The sequence below is a fragment of the Granulicella mallensis MP5ACTX8 genome, assembly GCF_000178955.2.
Classification (GTDB): Bacteria; Acidobacteriota; Terriglobia; order Terriglobales; family Acidobacteriaceae; genus Granulicella; species Granulicella mallensis.
The window spans coordinates 2,158,703-2,181,314 of the sequence record NC_016631.1; the positions used below are offsets into that span (position 1 = coordinate 2,158,703).

18 protein-coding genes are annotated in these 22,612 nt (G+C 57.6%); 9 read left to right on the forward strand and 9 right to left on the reverse strand.

Translation table 11 applies throughout. From position 1 onward, the window contains the following. The first annotated feature begins 79 nt into the window (after window positions 1-79). The 5 genes from ACIX8_RS09215 to ACIX8_RS24510 all read left to right on the forward strand — a co-directional run bounded on the left by ACIX8_RS09215 (window position 80) and on the right by ACIX8_RS24510 (window position 9,466). Window positions 80-1,675, forward strand: coding sequence for a B12-binding domain-containing radical SAM protein (locus tag ACIX8_RS09215; RefSeq protein WP_044176445.1), 1,596 nt, complete (start codon window positions 80-82; stop codon window positions 1,673-1,675). Between the two features lie 523 nt (window positions 1,676-2,198). After that, entirely contained in the window at window positions 2,199-4,691 is a 2,493-nt protein-coding gene (locus ACIX8_RS09220; RefSeq protein WP_014265073.1) for a TonB-dependent receptor, read from the forward strand. Between the two features lie 115 nt (window positions 4,692-4,806). Next, window positions 4,807-5,739, forward strand: coding sequence for a vWA domain-containing protein (locus ACIX8_RS09225; protein ID WP_150110548.1), 933 nt, complete (start codon window positions 4,807-4,809; stop codon window positions 5,737-5,739). Between the two features lie 192 nt (window positions 5,740-5,931). Further along, window positions 5,932-8,376 (forward strand): Orn/Lys/Arg family decarboxylase, encoded by a 2,445-nt coding sequence (locus tag ACIX8_RS09230; protein ID WP_014265075.1) that lies wholly within the window; start codon window positions 5,932-5,934, stop codon window positions 8,374-8,376. 367 nt (window positions 8,377-8,743) lie between these two features. Then, entirely contained in the window at window positions 8,744-9,466 is a 723-nt protein-coding gene (locus ACIX8_RS24510) for an inner membrane CreD family protein (RefSeq protein WP_014265076.1), read from the forward strand. An 804-nt stretch (window positions 9,467-10,270) separates the two neighbouring features. Here the strand turns inward: ACIX8_RS24510 and ACIX8_RS09240 are convergent. The 5 genes from ACIX8_RS09240 to ACIX8_RS09265 all read right to left on the reverse strand — a co-directional run bounded on the left by ACIX8_RS09240 (window position 10,271) and on the right by ACIX8_RS09265 (window position 14,998). Next, a complete protein-coding gene (locus tag ACIX8_RS09240; RefSeq protein ID WP_014265077.1) occupies window positions 10,271-10,810 on the reverse strand; it encodes a hypothetical protein in 540 nt (179 codons plus the stop codon). Between the two features lie 386 nt (window positions 10,811-11,196). Continuing rightward, on the reverse strand, window positions 11,197-11,646 hold the full coding sequence (locus tag ACIX8_RS09245; RefSeq protein WP_150110549.1) for a hypothetical protein: 450 nt from the start codon (window positions 11,644-11,646) through the stop codon (window positions 11,197-11,199). 191 nt (window positions 11,647-11,837) lie between these two features. After that, on the reverse strand, window positions 11,838-12,203 hold the full coding sequence (locus ACIX8_RS25605) for a hypothetical protein (protein WP_014265079.1): 366 nt from the start codon (window positions 12,201-12,203) through the stop codon (window positions 11,838-11,840). 676 nt (window positions 12,204-12,879) lie between these two features. Continuing rightward, window positions 12,880-14,553, reverse strand: a complete 1,674-nt coding sequence (gene groL, locus ACIX8_RS09260; protein WP_014265080.1) for a chaperonin GroEL — start codon at window positions 14,551-14,553, stop codon at window positions 12,880-12,882. 145 nt (window positions 14,554-14,698) lie between these two features. Then, entirely contained in the window at window positions 14,699-14,998 is a 300-nt protein-coding gene (locus tag ACIX8_RS09265) for a co-chaperone GroES (RefSeq protein ID WP_014265081.1), read from the reverse strand. Between the two features lie 247 nt (window positions 14,999-15,245). Between ACIX8_RS09265 and ACIX8_RS09270 the strand changes: the two genes are divergently transcribed. Together ACIX8_RS09270 and ACIX8_RS09275 are read left to right on the forward strand one after the other, a co-directional pair. Then, window positions 15,246-15,743 (forward strand): carboxypeptidase regulatory-like domain-containing protein, encoded by a 498-nt coding sequence (locus tag ACIX8_RS09270; protein WP_014265082.1) that lies wholly within the window; start codon window positions 15,246-15,248, stop codon window positions 15,741-15,743. Continuing rightward, window positions 15,743-16,480 (forward strand): SDR family NAD(P)-dependent oxidoreductase, encoded by a 738-nt coding sequence (locus tag ACIX8_RS09275; RefSeq protein WP_014265083.1) that lies wholly within the window; start codon window positions 15,743-15,745, stop codon window positions 16,478-16,480. Before ACIX8_RS09270 ends, ACIX8_RS09275 begins: the two co-directional genes overlap by 1 nt. Window positions 16,481-16,660: 180 nt before the next feature. Here the strand turns inward: ACIX8_RS09275 and ACIX8_RS09280 are convergent, their stop codons facing one another. Together ACIX8_RS09280 and ACIX8_RS09285 are read right to left on the reverse strand one after the other, a co-directional pair. Continuing rightward, window positions 16,661-17,902 carry a cytochrome P450 gene (locus tag ACIX8_RS09280; RefSeq protein ID WP_014265084.1) on the reverse strand — a complete coding sequence of 414 codons (1,242 nt, stop codon included), beginning with the start codon at window positions 17,900-17,902 and terminating at the stop codon, window positions 16,661-16,663. 388 nt (window positions 17,903-18,290) lie between these two features. After that, window positions 18,291-19,097: a tyrosine-protein phosphatase gene (locus tag ACIX8_RS09285; RefSeq protein WP_014265085.1), complete on the reverse strand. Its 807-nt coding sequence runs from the start codon at window positions 19,095-19,097 to the stop codon at window positions 18,291-18,293. Between the two features lie 182 nt (window positions 19,098-19,279). Between ACIX8_RS09285 and ACIX8_RS09290 the strand changes: the two genes are divergently transcribed. Both ACIX8_RS09290 and ACIX8_RS09295 read left to right on the forward strand, forming a co-directional pair. After that, complete coding sequence (locus ACIX8_RS09290) at window positions 19,280-19,660, forward strand: response regulator (protein WP_014265086.1); 381 nt, start codon at window positions 19,280-19,282, stop codon at window positions 19,658-19,660. A gap of 21 nt (window positions 19,661-19,681) precedes the next feature. Beyond that, window positions 19,682-20,503 carry a glycosyltransferase family 2 protein gene (locus ACIX8_RS09295; protein ID WP_014265087.1) on the forward strand — a complete coding sequence of 274 codons (822 nt, stop codon included), beginning with the start codon at window positions 19,682-19,684 and terminating at the stop codon, window positions 20,501-20,503. 281 nt (window positions 20,504-20,784) lie between these two features. Here ACIX8_RS09295 and ACIX8_RS09300 read toward each other — a convergent pair whose 3' ends face one another. Then, window positions 20,785-21,387 (reverse strand): LbetaH domain-containing protein, encoded by a 603-nt coding sequence (locus ACIX8_RS09300; RefSeq protein ID WP_014265088.1) that lies wholly within the window; start codon window positions 21,385-21,387, stop codon window positions 20,785-20,787. 2 nt (window positions 21,388-21,389) lie between these two features. Continuing rightward, window positions 21,390-22,553 (reverse strand): glycosyltransferase, encoded by a 1,164-nt coding sequence (locus ACIX8_RS09305; protein WP_044176454.1) that lies wholly within the window; start codon window positions 22,551-22,553, stop codon window positions 21,390-21,392. Between the last annotated feature and the right edge of the window lie 59 nt (window positions 22,554-22,612).

Consider the following 22,612-nt stretch of genomic DNA (forward strand, 5'->3'; position numbering starts at 1 on the left):
GAATCACTCCCCTCGATTCGTTCCATTGTAAAGACACTCACTGAAGCCACCGCACTCGTACGAGGAAAGGTTGGATTCGTTGAGCGTCCATCTTATAAACCCTAGCGACAACTCTTTTGGTACTGCCGTCATTACCCCCAGATGGCTGTTTGTATTGGCTGCGGCAACGCCGCAAATAGCAGGGGATCCCATCCTTGTCGACGAATCCCTGGAGCAGGTTGTTCCGGAGAGCATTCAGGCCGGAGACATCGTCGGCATCAGCGTTCATACCGGCAATGCGCTGCGTGGATACGAAGTGGGCCGCATGGCCCGTGGCCGCGGCGCCTGGGTGGTATACGGCGGCATTCACGCTACGCTCTTTCCCGAAGAGGCCTTCGAGCGTGGTGAAGCGCACGCTGTTGTAAAGGGCGATGGCGATATCGCCTGGGGCAAGGCCGTTGTCGATTGCCTGGCGGGCACGCCGGAGCGGATCTATGAGGGCGGCCGCATCGATGGTGACCAGTTCCTCGCAGCGCGCTGGGACCTGATGCCTCCTGAGAAATATATGTGGGCCTCGGTGCAGACGATTCGCGGATGCCCGAAGCACTGCTCATTTTGCAGCGTCTGGCGGACCGATGGACAGCAGCCGCGGCAGCGCCGGTTCCAGAGTGTGATCGATGAGATCGTCGATCTGCGACGTCTTGGTTTCCGGTTTATTGCCCTGGCCGACGACAACTTCTACCCGGTAACGCTGACCGATCTGCGCCTCGCCCGTGAACAGAACAACACTGCCAAGGTCGACGAGTTGATGGCGATCCGCACGGAGCGCTTTCAGCTCATGGAAGAGCTGGCGAAGCTGCCGAAGGACATGGTGTTCTTCACGCAGATCACGATGGAGGCTGGAGAAGACGGCGAGTATCTCGACGCCATGCGGAAGGCCAACATCAAGGGGGCGCTTGTAGGCGTGGAAGCCGTGACTCCGGAAGGTCTCAAGGCTGTCTTCAAGGACTTCAACTACTCCGGCGACGCCTTGGCGAAGCAGTTGCAGACATTCAAGAAGCATGGTGTGCACGTTCTCGGCTCGTTTATCTTCGGGCTTCCGACCGATAAACCGGCTACCTTTGACGCCACGGTAGAGATGGCTTTGAAGGCCGGTGTAACCTTCGCCCAGTTCGTGATGATGACGCCGTTCCCCGGAACGATCGATTTTGGACGCTGGGAGAAGGAGCAGGCCAAGGACCCCACGATGGTGGGCGATGTGCCGATCACGCGCTACTGGCTGATTCCAACGGCAGTCCGTCCCAAGATGTTCACACCCCATCCTTCGATGAGCTCGGACGAGATTCGCGAGCGGACGCAGAAGGTCTGGGACAGGTTCTACAACTGGAGCGCGATCTGGCAGCGGTCTGCCTGCACGCCGAACCTGAAGTCCAGGGTCGCGTTCATGTTCCTCTCCAAGCTCTATCGGCAGATGTATGCCGGGACGGGAATCTCCACGGACAGCGCTCGCCGTAAGAAGTCCAAGTCGTGGGCGCGCTGGACGGCAAGACAGTGCAAGAAGCTGTTCCAGGCAAAGCCGATGCCGGAACTGCAGTCGCCTGTATGGGCACTGCCCTCGACAGTGAAACTGCTGCGGACGGCGTTAGTGGCAGGAATGCCGCAAGAGACACCGTTTGTGGTGTTGCCAAGGGAGTAAATTGGGCGCCCTGATGCTTCGGCATCAGGGCGTTTCCGGGACCAGGTAGTGTCTGACGAATCGGGATAACGATTCACCTATTTTGTTCCCCCACAGATCCGTCATCCTGAGCGGAGCATCTCGCGCTTTTGCGAGAGCGGAGTCGAAGGACCCCGAAGAGCTTGATCTCACCCGGGATGTTGGGACATTTTCCAGCACGAGAGTCCAGGCTCGAGCGCTTGGGGTTGAAAAGGTGCAAAAGGTTTGGGCAAGAGGATAACCCTCGGGGTCCTTCGACTGCGCGTCCCCAAAGGCTGGGACGCTTCGCTCAGGATGACGATTCTGTGGGGGGACGAAGAACAAAGCTATGCGTGGAGCGAGCTTGATTTCACTCTACAACCGCTATCCCCGGCTGGCAGGCGCTTTCGATTTAGTGAAGGCCGCCGTACACTAAAGGTCCGCCAACATTCGTTAAATGTTGCCTTTGCGGTACTGCATCTCCTCGTCATGCTCTCCATGGGAGACAGGCGGAGTCAATCTACTTATGCTTTCTCTTTCTTCACTGGGCCGCCCCGTGGCCAGGTTGTCTTTACGCGCCGGTCGCCGGCGCCGATCCGCCTGTGCCCTCCTTCTGCTCGCTGCATTTGGAACCGCGGCCCATGCCGTTATCGTGCGCGGTCATGTGACCGATGTGCTGGGCAGGCCCGTGCCTGGAGCCCGTGTGCAGCTCATCGAGTCGGGTAAGGTGTCGGCCATCGCGTATTCGGAGGAAGATGGGTCCTATGAGATTCGCTATGCGGGTGCTGGCCGGTTCATCCTGCTGGGCTCGATAAGGGGATTTTTCCCTTCCATCGGCGAAGACTTCTATAGCGGAACGACGGATGTCCTGGAGAAGGATGTCGTGATGGCGACGAATACGGTGCGCCAGGAGGTCTCCGTGGCGGCGACGGGCATTCCGACGCCTCTGCCGCAGCTCACAGCTCCGGTTAGCGTCATCCAGGGAGAGACGCTCGATACACGCCTTGGTGTGGTCGATGAGATGCGTCAGATCCCGGGAGCCTTCCTGGTACAGACGGGCCAGACAGGCGGGGTGACTTCGTTATTTCTGCGTGGCGGCAACTCGACCGCAAACCTGGTGATGATCGATGGAGTCCCTGCCGACGATGTAGGCGGCACCTTCGACTTTGGCACGGTCAGTTCGACGGCGGTGGGCCGCATGGAGCTGCTTCGGGGGCCGGATTCGGCAATGTATGGAACGGACGCCGGATCGAGCGTGATCTCAATCGAGACACCGCGCGGTACGACGGCGGTCCCCCTGTTGACTTACTCGGGCGATGCGGGCAACCTGCACACCTGGCGTAATGAGGCGACGCTGAGTGGAACGCTGCAGAAGTTCGACTACTTTGGCGCCGTGTCGCGACTCGATACGTCGAATGCGCTGCAGCTCGACCGGTATCACTCTGTGACGTCGGCGCTCAACCTTGGCTACGACATCAACGGCAATACGCAGGTGCGGTTTACGATCCGCAACGCGGATTCGGCGACCGGTGTGCCCGGACCGCATGATTTCTGGGGAATCTCGGACGACAGCAAGCTGGGGGATCAGGACCTGTACTCAGGGCTGACCCTCGAGAACCGCTACAAGGGAAATTGGCACAATCTGTTCCGCTACAGCATCGCCCGCAAGCGCGAGCAGCAACAGCAGTTCGGCCAGCAGGGAACCCCCATCACGTTCGAACAGGGGCAGCCCGATCAGTACACCGCGTACTTCGGTCCGGTAGTCACGATTCGGGGAGCGAATGGCTATACGGCTACAGGGCAGACGGAAGTGTATGGCGACAATACCGATCAGGATTCCAATCGCGACCAGCTCTATTACCAGAGCGACTATAGCTTCTCGCGGCATTTCATCGGGCTATTCGGGTTCCGCTACGACAACGAGCGCGGCAGCTTCAACGACGCCGATATCTTTGAGCATGAGAAGACGCAACGTACCAACTTCGAGTACAACCTCCAGTTCCAGGGTGAGTTCTTCAGCCGGCTGTTCTACTCGGCTGGCGGTGCGGTAGAGAAGAACCATCTTTATGGCATTGCAGGGACGCCCCGGCTGGGGCTGACCTATGTTCCGGTACGCCCGTCGGGCAAGCTCTTCCACGGCACACGGCTGCGTGCCAACTTCGCGACCGGCGTGCAGGAGCCGACGCTGGCGATCGAGTTCCAGAGTCTGTATACGCAGCTGCTGAACGCCGGCGATACGGCGGATATTGCGCTGTATCACGTTACACCGCAGTCGGCGCAGCGCTCCCGGACCTACGATGTGGGGATCGACCAGAACATTCTCGGCGAGAAGCTGACGCTGAAGGCCGGCTATTTTCACAATGTCTTCGACCGGCAGCTTGAGGGCGTCGGCAATGCTGCGCTGGCGCAGTACTTCAACCTGAATATCAATCCGGGTGTCGGGCTCTATGAGGCGTATCTGAACTCGCTGGCGTACCGCGCGCAGGGCGAAGAGATCGAACTGGCGTGGCAGCCCAAGCCGAGCGTGCTGGTACGCGGCGGCTATACGAACCTCGATTCGAGGGTGCTGCAGTCGTTCGCCTCTGACGCGGTGGCAGCCGCCGAAGGGACTCCGACCGAGAACCCGAATCTGGCGGGAATCGCGATTGGGGCGGAGAGTCCGCTGGTTGGGGCAAGGCCCTTTCGGCGAGCGCCCAGCACGGGCTATTTCGATGCGCAGTACATGCGGCGGAAGTTTACCGTGGCGCTCAAGGGCGCGTTGGCCAGCCGCAGCGACGACTCTACGTACCTGGGTTATTCCGACGCCACCGGCGGCAACACGCTTCTTCTGCCCAACCACGACCTGGATTTCGGCTATGTGAAGCTCGACCTGGGAATGACCTACGCGATGCCTCACCACCTGCTTTTCTTCACGCAGATCGACAATCTATTGAATAACCAGCACATCGGGCCGATCGGCTATCCTGGGCTTCCGCTGACCTTTCGGTCGGGCCTGAAGATCCGGTTGGGTGGCAATTAGTCGTTCTCTAGCCCAAAAACTGGAAGATCCAGGAACTAGAGTGGCAGGGCTATTCAAACAAAATACTGACATCTCACGATTCTTTTACGCGTCTATAGTAGTGAAGGGGTTAGACATGATTACTTTTCGCCGTGCATTGCTTGTTTCTTCCTTAGCCGCACTCGTTGCGGTTCCGATGTTCGCTCAGGAGATGCCGTCCGAAGGACCGCTACCCACCTCCGCGCTCATTAACGCCGAATCAAAGAACGGTGTTCCGCTCGATCCTGCCATGTTGACTCTGGAGATTAATGGTCATGGGACGCCTCTTACTGGTGTGACTCCCGTTCATCCGGGTGGCACGCAGTTGGCGATCCTGATCGACGATGGTCTGCGGGGCTCTTTCGGCCTGCAACTGCCGGACCTGAAGAAGTTCATCAATGACCTGCCGCCCGGTGTACAGGTGATGGTCGGTTATATGCGCAATGGAACGGTGCAGGGAACCGGCTTTACGACCGACCACGCAGCGGCCACCAGCGTGCTGCGTTTGCCCATCTCCGCGCCGGGTGTCGATTCGAGCCCATACTTCTGCCTTTCGGAGATCTCCAAGCACTGGCCGTCGAACAAGCCCGCCGCGCGCTTTGTGATGATGATTACCAACGGTGTCGATCCCTATAACGGCAGCACCTCGATCCTGAATCAGGACAGTCCCTATGTCCAGACTGCCCAGGAAGACGCCCAGCGTGCTGGTGTAGCCGTCTACTCGATTGCGTTTACAGAAGCCGGTATGCGCGGTCGGCGGGGAAGCTTCAGCGGTCAGAGCTATCTGAGCCAGGTTGCCGAGGCTACGGGTGGCCGTTCCTTCTACCAGGGTTTTGGCAATCCCGTCTCCCTGGGGCCGTTCCTTGATGATTTCCGTAAGGCGATCAACGAGAGCTACACCATCAACTTCATGGCGAATGCACCCCTCTCGAAGCGCGATACGCTCACCCGTATCAAGGTGAGAACCAGCCAGCCTGGGGTCAAGGTCCATGGACCGGATGGTGTCCATCCGGGTGTTGTGGCGGAGTAACCTGGAATTACAGCCGTTTTCAGCCAGACATAAGGCTTTAACGCAGAGGCGCGGAGGTTTCGCGAAGGTCGCAATGGATGCCATTGCAGCTTTCCCGAAACCTCCGCGCTTTTTGCATTAAGTGATTCGCTCTTTCTTACACATATTCCATTCAACTTCGCGCTGTACCATTGCAATAGAAGTGAGAGGTGTATGAGCGAAGGCCGCTGGGTATTGTTGATTGCGAGTGAGGTGGGTGGCACGGATTCCGTTTCGGATCGTGCCATGGAGCGTTTGGTCGAAGCCATTGGAAAAGAAGGTTACGAAGTTGTCAGGACTTCGACGCCTGAAGATGGATTATCGCTGGTAACCTCGGATCCCTCGCATAGCGCGATTTTGCTGGACTGGGACCTCGAAGGGGAGAACCAGTTCGACGAACGCGCCGCGCTCAAGATCCTCCGCGCCGTTCGCCGCCGCAATAAGAAGATCCCGATCTTTCTGATTGCGGACCGTACGCTTGTCAGCGAACTGCCGCTGGAGGTCGTCAAGCAGGTGCATGAGTACATCCACCTCTTCGGCGATACACCCGCGTTCATCGCCAACCGCGTGGACTTCGCGGTCGAGCGCTATCACGAGCAGTTGCTGCCTCCTTACTTCCGCGAACTCAAGAAGTACACCGACCAGGGTGCATACTCGTGGGACGCGCCAGGGCATATGGGCGGCGTCGCCTACCTGAAGCACCCGATCGGCATGGAGTTCCACAAGTTCTTCGGCGAAAACATCATGCGGTCCGATCTCGGCATTTCGACCTCGCCGTTGGGATCGTGGCTGGACCATATCGGGCCTCCGGGAGAGAGCGAACGCAACGCTGCCCGCATCTTCGGCGCCGACTGGACGTTCTTCGTGCTGGGCGGTTCGTCCACCTCCAACCAGATTGTGGGCCACGGCGTAATCGCGCAGGACGACATCGTGCTCGCTGACGCGAACTGCCATAAGTCGATCTGCCACTCGCTTACGATTACTGGTGCGCGTCCGGTGTACTTCAAGCCCACGCGCAATGGCTACGGCATGATCGGGCTCGTCCCCATCAAGCGCTTCAGCCCGGAGAACGTCCAGGCGTTGATCGATAAGAGTCCCTTCTGCGCCGGTGCGCCGGTGAAGAAGGCGACCTATGCGGTCGTCACGAATTCGACCTACGACGGCCTCTGCTATGACGTGAATCGCGTTGTCGAAGAGCTGGCCAAGAGCGTTCCGCGCATCCACTTCGACGAGGCCTGGTACGCCTACGCCAAGTTCCACGAGATCTATCGTGGACGCTTCGCCATGGGAGTTCCGGATGAGATTCCCGATCGTCCGACCATCTTTTCCGTGCAGTCCACGCACAAGATGCTGGCAGCGTTCTCGATGGCGTCGATGGTGCACATCAAGCTCAGCCAGCGCGCACCACTGGACTATGACCAGTTCAACGAGTCGTTCATGATGCATGGGACGACCTCGCCGTTCTATCCGCTGATCGCTTCGCTCGACGTCGCAGCAGCCATGATGGACGAGCCTGCCGGCCCCACGCTGATGAGCGAGACGCTGCAGGATGCGATCAGCTTCCGCAAGGCCATGTCGTCGGTGGCACACCGTCTGCGCGCTGCGGAGCAGGGTTGGTTCTTCCGGCTCTATCAGCCGGAGTACGTCTTCGATCCGCTCGACGGTGAGACCTACCTGTTTGAGGAAGCTGCCGATGGTTTGCTGACGAATCGTTCCAGTTGCTGGACTCTAAAGCCCGGCGAAGACTGGCATGGCTATCAGGATGAGGACATCGCGGACGACTATTGCATGCTCGATCCGTCGAAGGTGACGATCCTTACGCCGGGTGTCAACGCACAGGGAGTGGTCAGCGATTGGGGCATTCCCGCGGCGATCCTCACGGAGTTCCTGGATGGCCGCCGCGTCGAGATCGCGCGCACCGGTGACTACACCGTGCTGGTGCTGTTCTCGGTCGGAACCAGTAAAGGGAAGTGGGGCGCGCTGCTCGAGAACCTCTTCGAGTTCAAGCGGCTCTACGACAGCGAAGCTCCGCTGGAAGAGGCATTGCCTGAACTGGTGCTGAAGTATCCGGCGCGTTACCGCAACGTGACGCTGAAAGAGCTGAGCGATGAGATGCACATGGTGATGCAGCAGCTCAATCTCTCGGGCCTGGTGAACGCGGCGTGCGACGAGGACTTCGATCCAGTTCTTACGCCGGCACAGACGTACCAGAAGCTCCTGCGCGGCGAGACGGAGAAGATCAAGTTCTCGGAGATGGCAGGCCGCATCGCTGCCGTGATGCTGGTGCCGTACCCGCCGGGCATTCCGATGAGTATGCCGGGCGAACGTCTCGGAGGCCCGGAGAGCCCCGTCATCCGCCTGATTATGGCGATGGAGGAGTTCGGCAAGCGCTTCCCGGGCTTCGAACGCGAGACGCACGGCATCGAGGCTGATGCGAATGGCGAGTACTGGATGCGTGCTGTGATCGAGACTCCCAATGGGAAGCGCAACGGCCGGAATAAACAGCGTCCGCCAAGCTCCGCGCCACCGGTGAAGCGGAGGAAGAAGACGATTCCGCTTCCGGGGGATGATTCACCTCTGGAGCCTGGCGCGCCGGTAAAGATCTCGCCGGAACGGTAGGGTTGGATGTAGGGAATAACGGATAAGGGCATGGCTTCTGGCCATGCCCTTATCCGTTTGCGGTGTTGATGGCATGGCACATTTCGACGGAGCACTCTGGCGCAATCCGGTGTGTTTTGCCGAAATGTGGGGTGATTTGAGGTTTTCCTGTATAGCCTCTCGCGTTATCCCTTGACACTTTGCATCGCAAAGTATTACTTTGTAATGCAAAGTGAAAAGTGCACAAATGCTCTGAATCGCGATCTTGAAGATATTCGCAACATACGCCGCCACAAGTTAGCCCGGAGTCTTTTACCAGCCTGGGCTTGTTTTTTCTCTATCAACTTTGCATTACAAAGTGTATTTGCCACCTAAAGGAGACACGCCGATGAGCACCATCTTTCCGCCGCAACCTGCAACTCCAATCGCCAGTCTTAAGTCGCGTTCTATGGGAACGAAGTTTTTCTTGTTATTTGCCCTGGCAGTGCTGATGAGCCTTCCTGGCTTCTTCGTCGACAGCCTTGCGGATAGCCGCGCCGAACAGAGAGGCGCGGTAACCACCTACAGCAATGGAACACCTCAGCCGCCGCACACAGTACTCGGCATCAAGATGGCGGACTCCTACCGCTCTATCCATCGCTCGCTCAGGTACATCACTTTATTTCTGGGATTGGTGTTCATTACGTATTTTCTTTTCGAGGTCACGGCAAAAAAGCGGGTCCACCCTGGGCAATATGCGCTGGTCGGTGTGGCGCAGACCATCTTCTACCTGCTGTTGCTTTCGTTATCGGAGTTGGTTGGGTTTGACCTTGGATTCCTGATCGCCGGGGCAGCGACGGTGCTGCTCTTTTCCATGAATACCGCATGGCTGTTTGTGAGCCGCAAGCTGGGCCTGCGAGCTCTGGGCGTGTTCAGCCTGCTCTATGCCTTTATCTACGTGCTGCTGAGGCTGGAGAACTATGCGCTCCTAGTCGGCTCCTGCGCGAGCTTTGCCTCCATCGCTGCGACGATGTACTTTACGCGGAACATCGACTGGTACAGCCCCGGCGGCAACGATTCGCCAGCTCCTGCAGGGGCTCCAGCGACCACACACGAATCCTGGTTGAAATGACCTTGTGTGGATGGCCAAATGTACCCTGAACCATTTGGGTGCCCCATTCATGACGGTTTCATGTCATGAGTGGGGTGGCGATGGTTCTAAGACATTCGTGGCAGCTCACTCATGCACAAAGAACGCGCATGAATGGGGCACCCGGCGAACAAGATCCTTCGGCATGGCACTCATCCTACAGCCCACATCTCAAAAGCGAGATGTGGGGCACCCTCTTTGCTTCCTATTTAGACTTGGGCCACCCGCCCGTCGTACACATAGATTGCCGAGCGCTCTCAAATCCTATTTCCTTGCTACCTTCTCAACTAGCTTGATGCAGCCCCAAACGATGGCATAGTCCACTACTCCGACAGGCAGAAGTGTAATACCTGGATAGCTCTTGCTTGTCCAAGGAACGAGCAGAACGAGAGAAGCTTGAAAAGCGACCGTGATCGCTAGCGTCATCCAAAACTATGTGTACTTTTTCAAATCCCAGCAAGCTCTAGCAGCTAAAACCACAACTCCAACCGCGACCAGGGCGGCTCGCCCCCTCCCCGGGTCGCCCAGATATACAAACAAAACAAAAAACGGTAGCCCGCACAAAAGAGCTATAAGAACCCATTTTCGATTAAGTAGATTGGAAGATTTAGTATTGTTCGATTCAACCATTAGTTAGTGCCCCGCCTGACATGCTCGGTAGTCTTTGTAGGTATCGTGCAACCAAGGTATAGATGCTTACACGATTCATTGCAACTCTCTTTCTCGCCCCAGACCAGCAACAAGGCCGCCCCGAAGGGTGGCCAGCTGGCTGGATTTTGCTAAAGGTTATTGCTTCATTTTCTCCATGAACGTGAGCGGCCTGACGAACAGGACTACTTGTCCGGGCTGGGGCTGGACTGTGACTTTACCGCATGTGTTTCTCGAAGCATATCCGTGCTCAAGAACTTCTTTTGTGCTGAAGTTGTTTAGTTCGAGCGGAGAGCGGTTTCCTTCCCCTGACCCACACAACACGTAGGGAACATTGATTAGGAAGGACTCATCGTATTTCACAACGGGATACTTCTCGACGATAGTACTGTGACCCGTCGAGATGGGGATATTCACCTCGTTCGGATTCAGCGTGAGTTGTAGTCGAGCAATGCCGTTGTCGTCCGTGGGGATCGCGATTGCTTCTTTGCGCTCTCCGCCCACCCAGACATTCACGTACGCGGAGGTTCCAACCATAGGGCGTCCATTTCTACCGTCCACCAACTTGATTTCGAGCATCTGAGCAGCAAGTGACATCGCAGGCATGGCCATCAAAACGGTTACAAGCAGGTTGAGCCATCCACGGTGGAAGGATACTTGACGGTGCCCGATCAGCATTTGGGGTATCCTCCCACCTTCGTCATATTCAGGAGCCAATGGAAGAACGCACCAACCGGGTTGTACACGTAGCCGGAGTCGATGTGGAACGTAGCCTGATTCGGCCCAAACGGCACGGTCAGTTGATCGCCATGTCCTCCTGGACTGCTTACGGCATGAAGGGTTGGCCCATAGCCGATGGCGTATGTCCACCAATGAACCGGATAGTAGCCCGTGGATACGCCGGATGTGAGCCATAAATATTCAGGTTCAACGTACCTTGGCCTGAAGGCGCTCCCGTTGAGTAATTGAAAGTGCTGCTGACATTCGCATCTGTATAGTTCGTCCCAAACTGATTATTGGTGGCGTTCAAAATCTTCGCTTGGCATGGCGGAGGAGGCTCCACTTTATTTGGGGCTCGGAGTCGAATTCACGTCCGCAATATTCACATACTTGATTGACACGTTGTCGCTGTGGGACTGCTCTCCATTTATCTCATCTTTTGAGATAGTATTTCCTGCGCAAGAGATCTCGAGGTGAAGTGGATCTTGCCATTTTAAAGTAATGCAATCATGATCTGTTGAGAAAATGACCGAAGGCCCATGCAAAGCGTACCTAAGTTCAACAGGCGAAAAGATATGGTCTCCCATAACTACAAAGATCTCGTCATTATTGAGCGCGTCATTATCTGAGCGCTTTGCGACCATCGCAAACCTACCCGAGGAAGATCGTTGGGTAGACAAAACACTGAAGTCGCCGTGATCGAAATAGCCATGAAAGAGCCCGTAAAGGGCGAATGCTAATACGATCACCGTTGTACAGGCGGCGATTAGTCCCACTCCTAAGGTCTTGTTCACAAATGGCATCCGGCTGCCCTCATCGCTTGCCCCTGTCTAATCTGAGCGTTATTGGTGCCGTGCTCCGCATTTAACATGCTGAGCAGTTGGGCTTGACATGCTGCTGAAACGTGGGTCCGGGCGTCGGATTACTTGGGGAAGAAAAAGTCACCGTGCGTCGTACACATATGATTGCCGAGCGCTCTCAAATCCTATTTCCTCGCTACCTTTTCAACTAGCTTGATGCTGCCCCAAACGATGGCATAGTCTGCTACTCCGACAGGCAGAAGTGTAATGCCGGGATAGCTCTTGCTTGTCCAAGGAACGAGCAGAACGAGAGAAGCCTGAAAAGCGACCGTGATCGACAGCGTTACCCAAAACCATGTGTACTCTTTCAAATCCCAGCAAGCTCTAGCAGTTAAAACCACAACTCCAACCGCGATCAGGGCGGCTCGCCCCCTCCCTGGAGCACCCAGATATACAAACAAAACAAAAAACGGTAGACCGCACAAGAGAGCTATAAGAACCCATTTTCGATTAAGTAGATTGGAAGATTTAGTATTTTTTGATTCAACCACTAGTGACCCGCCTCACATGCCTGGTAGGCTTTGTAGGTACCCGTGCAAATTGCTCGACTCGTCATAAGTCTGGAAGGGAACCAGCCCGGGCTGTTGTTGTGCTGTGGACAAGACCGGGATAGAGAAAAGACAGACGAAAGGGCAGAGCTTCCAAAGTCTCACGATGATCTCCGATTTGCGGTCAACGAACCACGCGAGGCCATTCCAGGCACACTTATAGCAAGGTTTAGTCGATTTTTCTAAACTGCTTTTGGGAACACGGGGCACGGGACGTATTATTTGCGACAGTAAACGATCTATCGTTTGCAAACGGTTGTATCTCTGTTTTTGAGTTGACCAAGAAGATCACGATGAAGTCGATTAGTTGTCACAGTTTTGTCTTGATTTTGTCATTGCGCTTGACGGCGAGGAAATAGAAACGCTCTCGCGAATATTGTTGATGTGCGCGGGAAGCAGTTTCCTTCCATTCGCTTCGTTCGGTTGGAATGACAGAAAAGCAGAAGCAACGACAAAAGCAAAAGCAACGACAAAAGCAGAAGCAGATTCCCTACGGGAATGACAAGCCAGAAAAGCAAAAGCAAAAGCAAAAGACAAAGAATGGTAGTGACACGGCAAACAGAAAGCCCCGGATTTCTCCGGGGCTTTCTGTTTACTGCTATTGCTTGTTGGTGGAGGCTTAGTACATGCCGTCCATGCCGCCGCCGCCGTGGTTGTGTCCGCCGCCCGCTGCTTCCTTCTTCTCGGGAATCTCGGCGATCATGGCTTCGGTGGTGAGCATCAGGCCTGAGATCGACGCGGCGTTCTGCAGGGCAGTGCGCGTAACCTTGGTCGGATCGATGACGCCGGCCTTGACCAGGTCCTCGTAGGCGCCGGTTCCGGCGTTATAGCCGAAGTTCGGGTCCTTCGATTCGTGGATCTTGCCGATGACGACCGCACCCTCTTCGCCCGCGTTGTGGACGATCATGCGCAACGGCTCTTCGATGGCGCGGCGAATGATCTGCGCGCCGACCTTCTCGTCACCCTCGAGCTTCGCGATGAGAGCGTCGACAGCCTTGGCGCAACGCACCAGAGCCACGCCGCCGCCCGGGACGATGCCTTCTTCGACGGCTGCACGAGTTGCATGCATCGCGTCTTCGACACGGGCCTTCTTCTCCTTCATCTCGGTCTCGGTAGCTGCACCGACCTTGATGACTGCAACGCCGCCAACCAGCTTGGCGAGGCGCTCCTGGAGCTTCTCACGGTCGTAGTCGGAGGTGGTCTTCTCGACCTGAGCGCGGATCTCCTTGACGCGGCCTTCGATCTTGGAGTCCTCACCGCCGCCGTCGACGATGGTGGTGTTGTCCTTGTCGATGGTGATGCGCTTGGCGGTGCCGAGGTCTTCGATCTTGACGCCCTCGAGCTTGATGCCGAGGTCTTCAGTGATCGCCTTGCCGCCCGTCAGGACAGCGATGTCCTCGAGCATGGCCTTGCGGCGGTCGCCGAAGCCGGGAGCCTTGACGGCAGCGACATTCAGGGTTCCACGCAGCTTGTTGACCACGAGAGTTGCGAGAGCCTCGCCGTCCACGTCCTCTGCGATGATGAGCAGCGGCTTGGCGGTGCGAGCGATCTGCTCGAGCAGGGGGAGCAGGTCCTTCATCGTGGAGATCTTCTTCTCATAGATGAGGATGTAGGGGTTCTCGAGGGCTGCTTCCATGCGCTCTGCGTCGGTGACGAAGTAGGGCGAGAGGTAGCCGCGATCGAACTGCATGCCTTCGACGACGTCGAGCTGCGTTTCCATCGTGCGCGACTCTTCGACGGTGATGACGCCGTCCTTGCCGACCTTCTTCATCGCCGCGGCGATGATGGTGCCGATCTGCTCGTCCGAGTTGGCCGAGATGGTACCGACCTGGGCGATCATGTCGCCCGAGACGGGCTTGGAGAGCTCGCTGAGAGCGCCGCCGATGACAACGCCGTGCTCGTCGCGCTTGCCGATGATGGCCTCAACAGCCTTGTCGATGCCGCGCTTCAGCGCCATCGGGTTTGCACCGGCGGCGACAGTCTTGACGCCCTCGCGGTAGATGGCCTGGGCCAGAACGGTGGCGGTGGTGGTGCCGTCGCCGGCAACGTCGGAGGTCTTCGAAGCGACTTCCTTCACCATCTGCGCGCCCATGTTCTCGAGGCCCTCGGGCAGCTCGATCTCCTTGGCAACGGTGACGCCGTCCTTGGTGATGGTGGGGGAACCGAACTTCTTCTCGATGACGACGTTGCGGCCCTTGGGACCGAGCGTCACCTTCACTGCGTTGGCGAGCGTGTTAACACCACGCAGGATCGCCTGACGCGAATCTTCTCCATGCAGAATCTGCTTTGCCATGTGTTTCTTCTCCTCGCGGCGGATGAGGCCGCGTTGATATTGACTCCGGGGCTAAAGCCCCGAATCTTTGAATCTGTCCGGCACGGCTGACGCCATGCCCTAACGAAACCGGATGTATCGCAGCGCCTTGCGGCGTGCGCAGCACTTACTTCTTGAGGATGCCGAGGACTTCTTCTTCGCGCATGATGAGGAACTCTTCACCATCGAGCTTGATCTCGGTGCCGGAGTACTTACCGAAGAGGATGGTGTCGCCAGCCTTGACGTCGAGCGGGAAGACCTTGCCTTCATCGTTGGACTTGCCCTTGCCAACCGAGACAACCTCACCCTGCTGGGGCTTTTCCTTGGCCGAATCGGGAATGATGATGCCGCCGCGGATGCTCTCGCCCTCTTCCAGACGACGAACCAGGATGCGGTCATGCAACGGCGTAAACGAAGTAGCTGCCATATTCTTGAATCTCCTTATTGCTGTTTCGAAAGAGTTGGACCACCCTGCGATGGTCTTTTGGCACTCTCGACTGCCGAGTGCTAATGTATGCCAATCGTGAGGCATAGTCAATTACAAGACGGTAAATATGAGTGAAACTCGCGCATATTCTAGAAATGTGTGAGGGGATGAGGAGCGATATGCCAAATCTTCGCCTTCGCGATAAAATGCCCCAATGATGTTTGCTTCTCTTCGCCTTAGGGCTCAAATGATGGTTGGTGTGGGATTGCTGACGGTTTTACCGGCGGCTGTCCAGGGACAGGACTCCCAGCACGGCCGCAAGTACAAACCGCCACCACCGATCGCGCACATCGTTGTGACGGTCGAAAAGGGCTTCAACAGCAAGCCCCTGATCAATGCGGCGGTGGTCTTCCGCTCCTCGAAGGACGGCAAGGACAACGGAAATCTTGAGGTCAAGACGGACTCTGAAGGCCGTGCCACGATGGATCTGATCGAGGTTGGGAGCCATGTGACGGTGCAGGTGATCGCGAACGGTTTTGCGACCCAGGCGCAGGAGTTCGATGCGACGATGGACGACAAAGAGATCCTCATCAAGATGCAGCGGCCCCGTGCGCAGGTATCGGATTACGTGGATAACGATGGCAAGCCCGCGCAACGGCCGGCTGGAACCCAGGAGCATGTAGTGGCTCCGCCGGCAACCAATCCTCCGGCCACGACGACGCCTCCCACGGAATCGCCGAAGTGATGGAGGGAGCTAAGCCTCTTGCCGGCAAGCGGGCACTCGTAACCGGCGGTGCACGGCGAATCGGACGCGCGCTGGCCCTGGCCTTGGCCAAGGCGGGCGCGAATGTCGCCATTACCTATCGCGGCTCGACGGAAGAGGCTGAGCAGACGGTATCGGACCTGCGCGAACTTGGCGTCGAAGCGTTTGCCATTGCATGCGACGTGCGGGAAGAAGCGAGCGTTGTGAGCGCTGTGGCCCAGGTCGTTGAACGACTGGGAGGCCTCGATCTCCTGGTGAATAACGCGGGCGCTTTTGAGACGGCGGCACTCGAAGAGATCTCTGTCGAGCAGTGGGATGCCATGTTCGAGACCAATACTCGCGGACCGTTCCTGGTTGCGAGATCGGCTCATGCGGCGTTGAAGGCGGCGCAGGGCCGGATCGTCAATATCGGGTCGCTGGGAGGGATTCATCCCTGGGCTACGCATGCGCACTACTGTACCTCGAAGGCGGCGCTGCATATGCTATCGCACACCATGGCCAAGGCGTGGGCGCCGCAGATCAGCGTGAACTGTGTGGCTCCGGGGATGATCGTGACCTCGGAGAAGGTCGATGCGGCCTATGAACACTTCGCGGCGAAGACGCCTATGCAGCGTAATGGGAAGCCCGAGGACGTTGCGGCAGCGGTATTGTTCTTTGCGACCTGCCCGAGCTTCATCACCGGGCAGCTACTGGCCGTGGACGGCGGACTGGGACTCTAGGAAGCTCTCGGGCTTCAGTGTGTGCGTGATTCGATGCATGCACTGAAGCCCGATTCTTACTTGGTTTTAGAGCATTTTCCCTGTTGCCGGGAATCCGGAAACGGGCGTGCAGCGGCGTTTTCATTGGGGAAAACACCCATAAAAATCGAGGCACCGCTCTACACCTACAGGGAAAATGCTCTAGCTGCGGGTTTCTTCGGTCGAGGGTACTGTCAACCAGAGCGATTCCAATCCTCTGAAAGACGGGGTTATCTTGCGTACAGGCTCTGCTCCGGGCTTCAGTGAGATGCTGGGAAAACGCTTTAGAAGAAGAGAAAATGCGATTTGTGCTTCGGCACGAGCGAGGGGAGCTCCCAGGCAGAAGTGCGCGCCGCCTCCGAACGAATAGTGGCGCTTGTTCTCGCGTTCTATATCGAACGCATGCGCATCAAGGTGCAAGGCCGGATCGTGATTCGCACCGTTCACTAAGGAATAAATTGTCTGACCAGCGTGGAATGGGCACCCGTCGATGCCTGGTGAATCTCTGGCGACTCGAGCCACGTGGGTTACCGGGGAGTCGTAGCGCAGCATCTCTTCGATTGCTCCGGGCAGCAGAGCTGGATTTACCCGAAGCTTTTCCATCTGCTCAGGATGCTGGAGCAGGGCGAACATTCCGTTCCCGATAAGATCCGTTGTGGTGACGTTGCCCGCGAAGAGCAGGAGTTCGCAGGTGCTGATGATCTCCCATTCCGTGAGTGTATTTTCTCCCTCGTGCGCGGTGATCAGGGAACTGATCAGATCGGCGCCACGATGCTCCCTGCGCTGGTCGACGATCTGTTTCAGGTAGGCGTGGAAGCTTGCCGATCCCCATTTGAGTGAGGCTAACTGCTCGGGGGTGGGCCTGGGGTTAAAGAGTTGATTCATTGCTTTGGACCATTGCAGGAAGTCTTCGCGTTTGTCCGTATCGACCTGAAGGAGCTCGGCAATGACCGCCATGGGAAAGGGTTCGGCGAAGGTTTCTATCAGGTCAAAAGAGGAACGGCCCTGAAGAGAGTCAAGCAGATCGGAGGCGATTTGCTCGACCTTTGGACGGAGGGCATCTACCGAGGCCTGATTGAAGGCTTTGGAGACGAGATCGCGGACGCGCTTGTGATCAGGATCGTCCATTCTAAGCAGTGACGGTCTGAAGTTCTCATCCACGCGGTGGACTTGCCGAAGTCGCGATCCGGGACTGGATTTGCGCGGGTCACAATCGATGTTTCGATCGTTGAGTACCTGTGCGACATCCTTTGCCCGAGTGAGGATAATGGCATCTACGGATTCATCGTGCAGGACCGGGTGTGCGGATCGAATTTGATCCAGGATTTGATCCGGATGATTTCTAAACTCTGGATTGAAAGCACTCACGGTGTCGATGGTTGGGGATGGCTTCTGCTGGTTCAAATTTTCTCCTCGTGCGGGTAGATAAATCACCTGGATGTGTTAACCCGGCAGGAGTGGTTTTATTCACTCCGCAATTTGTAGACTCAATCTTCCAGAGGCTGAACTTTATGGTTTGCTCTGGAAGGGGAGCGCCAGGGAACGCCATCGAACTCGAAGGGGACAAGAGTGTTGCGGTGGAGACAGATAAGGCGCGGAACGCCAACGCTGGCGCCTTAGAGCATTTTCCCTGTTGCCAGGAATCCGGAAACGGGCGTGCAGCGGCGTTTTCATTGGGGAAACACCCATAAAGATCGAGGCACCGCTTTACACCTACAGGGAAAACGCTTTAGGGGCAGGGATGAGATGTACTAAGAGTCGTAACAAGCAGCAAGCCGCTTACATATCACTTCTATCTTCCGAACATCCGCTTCCACCAGCTCTTGCGTCCGGTGTCTATCGTGTCGAAGGTGTCGAACAGGTGCCGCGGTTCTTCCTGATCGCCGAGATGATGGCCTTCGAAGATCGCCAGCGGGTTATCGACGCAGAGAAACTGGGCGTAGTCGGCTCCATAGCGTTTGGCGACGGCTTCGCGGGCCTGGCTCATCTGAGGGGGGCGGGAGGTGAGGTTGTGGGCGTCGGTCGCAAGAACGTGGACCCAGCGGTCGGCGAGCAGCTTGTGGGCCATGCGCTCGGCGTCTTTCCCCATCTTTCCAATCACAGAAGACGTGGTCACCTGAAGGAGCAAGCCGTTTCGCATCCACTCTTCGAGACGTTTGGGGTCTTTCTGAAGGGTGGGGTTGCGCTCCGGATGCGTGAGCACGGAGGTGATACCGGCGAGTTGAAGCTCGTAGAAGGTCTCACCCAGATTCGGCGAGAGGCCGTAGTCGGGCAGTTCGACCATCAGGTAGTTCTTGCCGTTGACGGTATACCGGGTGGGGTGAGCGATTGCATCCTGAATATTGTCGTAATTGAGGTGGAAGTCGCATCCGCCACCGAGGATGATGTCGATGGACTCGGCGGCGACAGCCGCTCGCAGCTCGGTGAGCTTGGCCGCGACAATCTCCGGGTTGAAGGTGTAGCGACCGCTCGCGTGAGGCGTGCACACGATATGCGTGATGCCGTCTGCGGAGGCCATTCGAGCCATGGAAACCGAGGTCTCGAGGTCAGGTGAGCCGTCGTCGAGGCCCGGCAGGAGGTGATGGTGCAGGTCGATCATTGCTGGTGAAAGAGTATCACTCCGGTGTGTTTAACGCTGTTCGATGCCGCTTTTGCGGGGAAGTGGAAAAGGCCAGGTTTGCACGAATCAAAGGGCATCGTATGATGGGGTTGTATTCCAGGCCCTCCGAACGGCGTTGAGTCGGCCAAGGCTGTACAGAAGGAAGATCAGGAAATCTCTTCATGCCAGAAAACACTACCAACAACTCGAAGCCGCGTGTTCTCGTCGCCGACGATGAGCAGGTGATTGCCAATACCCTGGCCATCATTCTCAACCAATCGGGTTTTGAAGCGCGCGCCGTATATAGCGGCGAGAAGGCTGTCGAGATCATTGATGAGTTTCAGCCCGACATGCTGATCAGCGATGTCATCATGACCGGCATGACCGGTATCGAGGCCGCTATCCAGATGCGGGAGAAGCTGCCGAAGTGCAAGATTCTGCTGTTCTCCGGGCAGGCCGCCACGGCTGATCTGCTGGAGCGCGCTCGTTCGCAGGGACACGAGTTCGAGATTCTCGCCAAGCCGGTGCATCCGACGGATCTGCTGGCCAAGCTGCGTGGCTAGGGCGTTCAGGAGCTTGAACGCTTGAGGCCCTCGATCATCCTGCTGGCTTTCAACTCCGCCGATTCATTGCCGGCAACGCTGGCAAGCGTGGATGGATTGAGCGACGACGTGGTCGTCGTCGATTCGGGCAGTACGGATGATACGGTGGCCCTGGCCGAGAGGGCAGGCGCCAGGGTCCTGCACCACCCCTTCAAAAACTATGGGGACCAGCGCAACTGGGCGATCGACAACGCTTCTATTCGTTATGCGTGGCAGCTTCACCTGGATGCCGACGAACGATTGACGCCTGAGCTACGTGACGAGATCGCTGCGTTGCCGGAGCAGACCGAGTTGAGCGGCTTCTATCTTCCCCGGCTGCTGCAGTTCATGAATCGTATTTTGCGGCACGGGGGGATGTCCCCTACCTGGCATATGCGCCTGTTCCGGAACGGCGCAGGCCGTTGTGAGATGCGCGAGTACGATCAGCATTTTCTGTGCACAGGCGCTACAGCGCAGTTGCGGAACGTGATGATCGACGATCTGCGCATGCCTCTTACCGAATGGACGGCACGGCACAACCGCTGGGCCGATGCCGAGGTGCGCGAGCTGATGCGCGGCGAGAATGAAGGCCGGATACAGGGCAAGGCGACGGGAAACGTTCTGGAGAAGAAGCGCTATCTGCGCGGGCTTTATAACGACGCGCCGTACTTTGTGCGGCCTATCTGCCTGTTCTTCTACCGGTATATTGTGCGGGCGGGCTTTCTGGATGGGATGGAAGGCCTGATCTTCTATACGCTGCAGACGTTCTGGTTCCGGTTTTTGATCGATGCGAAGCTGTATGAGGCGCGTAAGCGGCTGGGGTAGAGCTTCGAGCAAATACCGAGGGTAGTCGCAGAACCCGAGCCCCGAAGGGGAGGTATATCCCAGGCTGGGATACGCCGCCCCTTCGGGGCTTGGAGCCGTCGCCTGTTCCGACTGAGATTCCCTCCATGCAGCTCTGAGGCCTGGACTTTCGTGGTGGAAAAGGTCCTAACGTTGTGGGCGAGGTCGAGTCCCTCGGGGTCCTTCGACTGCGCACCTCGCAAAAGCGCGAGGCGCTTCGCTCAGGATGACGATTCTGTGGGGGGAACTGAAAGAACATATATCTAAACTGACGCTGCAGGATGACGCTTACGCTCGCGCACAGGGACGGCAGGGTGGCCTCCGTAGACCGTCCAGGGGGCCAGGTCGCGTGTGGCGACTGAAGCGAGCCCCAGGACCGCTCCATCGCCTACGTTGACGCCGGGTCCGACGGAGGCCCGTGCGCAGATCCATGAATACTGGCCGAACGTCATGCGGTAGGAGATCAAGGGGAAATCAGGGTCGTCGTAGTCGTGCGTCGCTCCGCACAGGTAGCAGTCCTGCGAGAGGATGACGTGCGTCGCAAAGTGCATGGGGGAGGGGTTGTAGATCTCGGCTCCGTCGCCTGCGGCAACGTGATCGGCGCAGATGAGGTTCCATGGCGCCCAGACCTTCGACCCGGGGTAGAAGTGACAGTCAGGCCCCATCGTCGCGCCGAAGAGGCGCAGCAGAAGGCTGCGCCAGCCATGAAAGGGCCGTGGCGAAGGGCGGTAGAGCAGGAGCCAGCAGATGTTCCAGACCAGCCGCCGGGCACGATTGCCCACGGAGAAGGCGGGACGAGTGTAGGCATCACTGTGCTTTTCAGCGGAGATGTGTTCGGAGGCGCGATAGTCGGCGGTACGAGGCATAGTCAGCGATTCTCCCTTCGATCTTGAGATTGTGGCGATTGCTCGAAGACGCGGAGGATGATTTCGGCATTGCGGCGCATGTCGTAGCGTCCGGCAAAGGTGCGGCTGGCCTGGGTGCTCATGGCTTCGCGCTCGGGAGGTGAGAGTTCGAACCAGCGGGTCAACAGGTTTTGCGTGCCTTCAGGGGTGTCGGGCTCGACCAGGGCACAGCCATCGGCTGCAACGTCAGGCGCGATGTTGATCTGATTGGAGAGGAGCACGGGACGGCCGCAGGCGAGCGCCTCCGCCACCGCGATGCCGAAGTTCTCCTGGTGCGACGGAAGGATGAAGGCCTCACAGCCTTCAAGCGCTCCCCATTTGGCTTCTCCTGTCAGCATTCCAGGCCAATGGACACGGTCGGCGATGCCTCCACGCGCGGCGGCTGCTTGTAGGTCGAGGCCCCAATTGGAGGCATCGGGGCCGGCCATCACGAGATGCAGATCGGGGTCGCGGTCTCGAAGCGCAGCGAAGGCGTCGATGAGGAGATCGCAGCCTTTCTTGCGGTCGATGCGGCCGAGAAAGAGCAGGAACCGGTGGCCTTTCACTTCCGGGCAGATCTCGAAAAAGGCAGGCAGGGAAGACCCTGGCGCATACGGTGGCGGCTCTGCGCCGAGGGCTACGACCATCGGCTTCCATTGCGAGAGCCAGAAGCTTTGGCGAGCCAGATCACGCTCTACGGCTGTGGTGAACAGGACCCGAAAGGCGCTGCGCAGCACCCAGAACTCCACGAACAACCAGTACACCCACTTCTTGAGATGTTTGGCTGGGAAGGCACGCTTGAAGTAGGGGTCCAGCATGCCGTGAGCGAACACGACATACGGCTTGTGGCCGGAGAAGGCACGCCGCGCGGCGACGCTGTTGTAGCCCCAGAGTCCGTGGACCATGACTCCATCAAAGCGATCGCGATTGGCTTTGAGCCAGCTCACAAGTTTGGCTGAGTACCATCCGCCCGTACCCAGGGCGTGAACGGGAACGGAAAGCGCGCCAAGATAGGGCGCAGTGGGTTCATCGAGAGTTGCGATCTCGTTGGTATAGCCCGGGGGAGTGTAGCGAATCAGCATACGAACCGCCTCGGTGGTGCCTCCGGCTTCCGGACTGATGCTGCCGATGATATGCAGAATGCGCATGCTTTTGAAGAAACCTGAAGAGCTAAGAGTAGCAGCGGGTTGGAGCGCGAATGGGGGCG

Bases quoted from the DNA above. Each gene is read 5' to 3' on its own strand.
- ACIX8_RS09220 (WP_014265073.1), top strand. From the start codon at position 2,199: ATGCTTTCTCTTTCTTCACTGGGCCGCCCCGTGGCCAGGTTGTCTTTA.
- ACIX8_RS09225 (WP_150110548.1), top strand. From the start codon at position 4,807: ATGATTACTTTTCGCCGTGCATTGCTTGTTTCTTCCTTAGCCGCACTC.
- ACIX8_RS09230 (WP_014265075.1), top strand. From the start codon at position 5,932: ATGAGCGAAGGCCGCTGGGTATTGTTGATTGCGAGTGAGGTGGGTGGC.
- ACIX8_RS24510 (WP_014265076.1), top strand. From the start codon at position 8,744: ATGAGCACCATCTTTCCGCCGCAACCTGCAACTCCAATCGCCAGTCTT.
- ACIX8_RS09240 (WP_014265077.1), bottom strand. From the start codon at position 10,810: ATGCTGATCGGGCACCGTCAAGTATCCTTCCACCGTGGATGGCTCAAC.
- groL (WP_014265080.1), bottom strand. From the start codon at position 14,553: ATGGCAAAGCAGATTCTGCATGGAGAAGATTCGCGTCAGGCGATCCTG.
- ACIX8_RS09265 (WP_014265081.1), bottom strand. From the start codon at position 14,998: ATGGCAGCTACTTCGTTTACGCCGTTGCATGACCGCATCCTGGTTCGT.
- ACIX8_RS09270 (WP_014265082.1), top strand. From the start codon at position 15,246: ATGATGGTTGGTGTGGGATTGCTGACGGTTTTACCGGCGGCTGTCCAG.
- ACIX8_RS09275 (WP_014265083.1), top strand. From the start codon at position 15,743: ATGGAGGGAGCTAAGCCTCTTGCCGGCAAGCGGGCACTCGTAACCGGC.
- ACIX8_RS09285 (WP_014265085.1), bottom strand. From the start codon at position 19,097: ATGATCGACCTGCACCATCACCTCCTGCCGGGCCTCGACGACGGCTCA.
- ACIX8_RS09290 (WP_014265086.1), top strand. From the start codon at position 19,280: ATGCCAGAAAACACTACCAACAACTCGAAGCCGCGTGTTCTCGTCGCC.
- ACIX8_RS09300 (WP_014265088.1), bottom strand. From the start codon at position 21,387: ATGCCTCGTACCGCCGACTATCGCGCCTCCGAACACATCTCCGCTGAA.
- ACIX8_RS09305 (WP_044176454.1), bottom strand. From the start codon at position 22,553: ATGCGCATTCTGCATATCATCGGCAGCATCAGTCCGGAAGCCGGAGGC.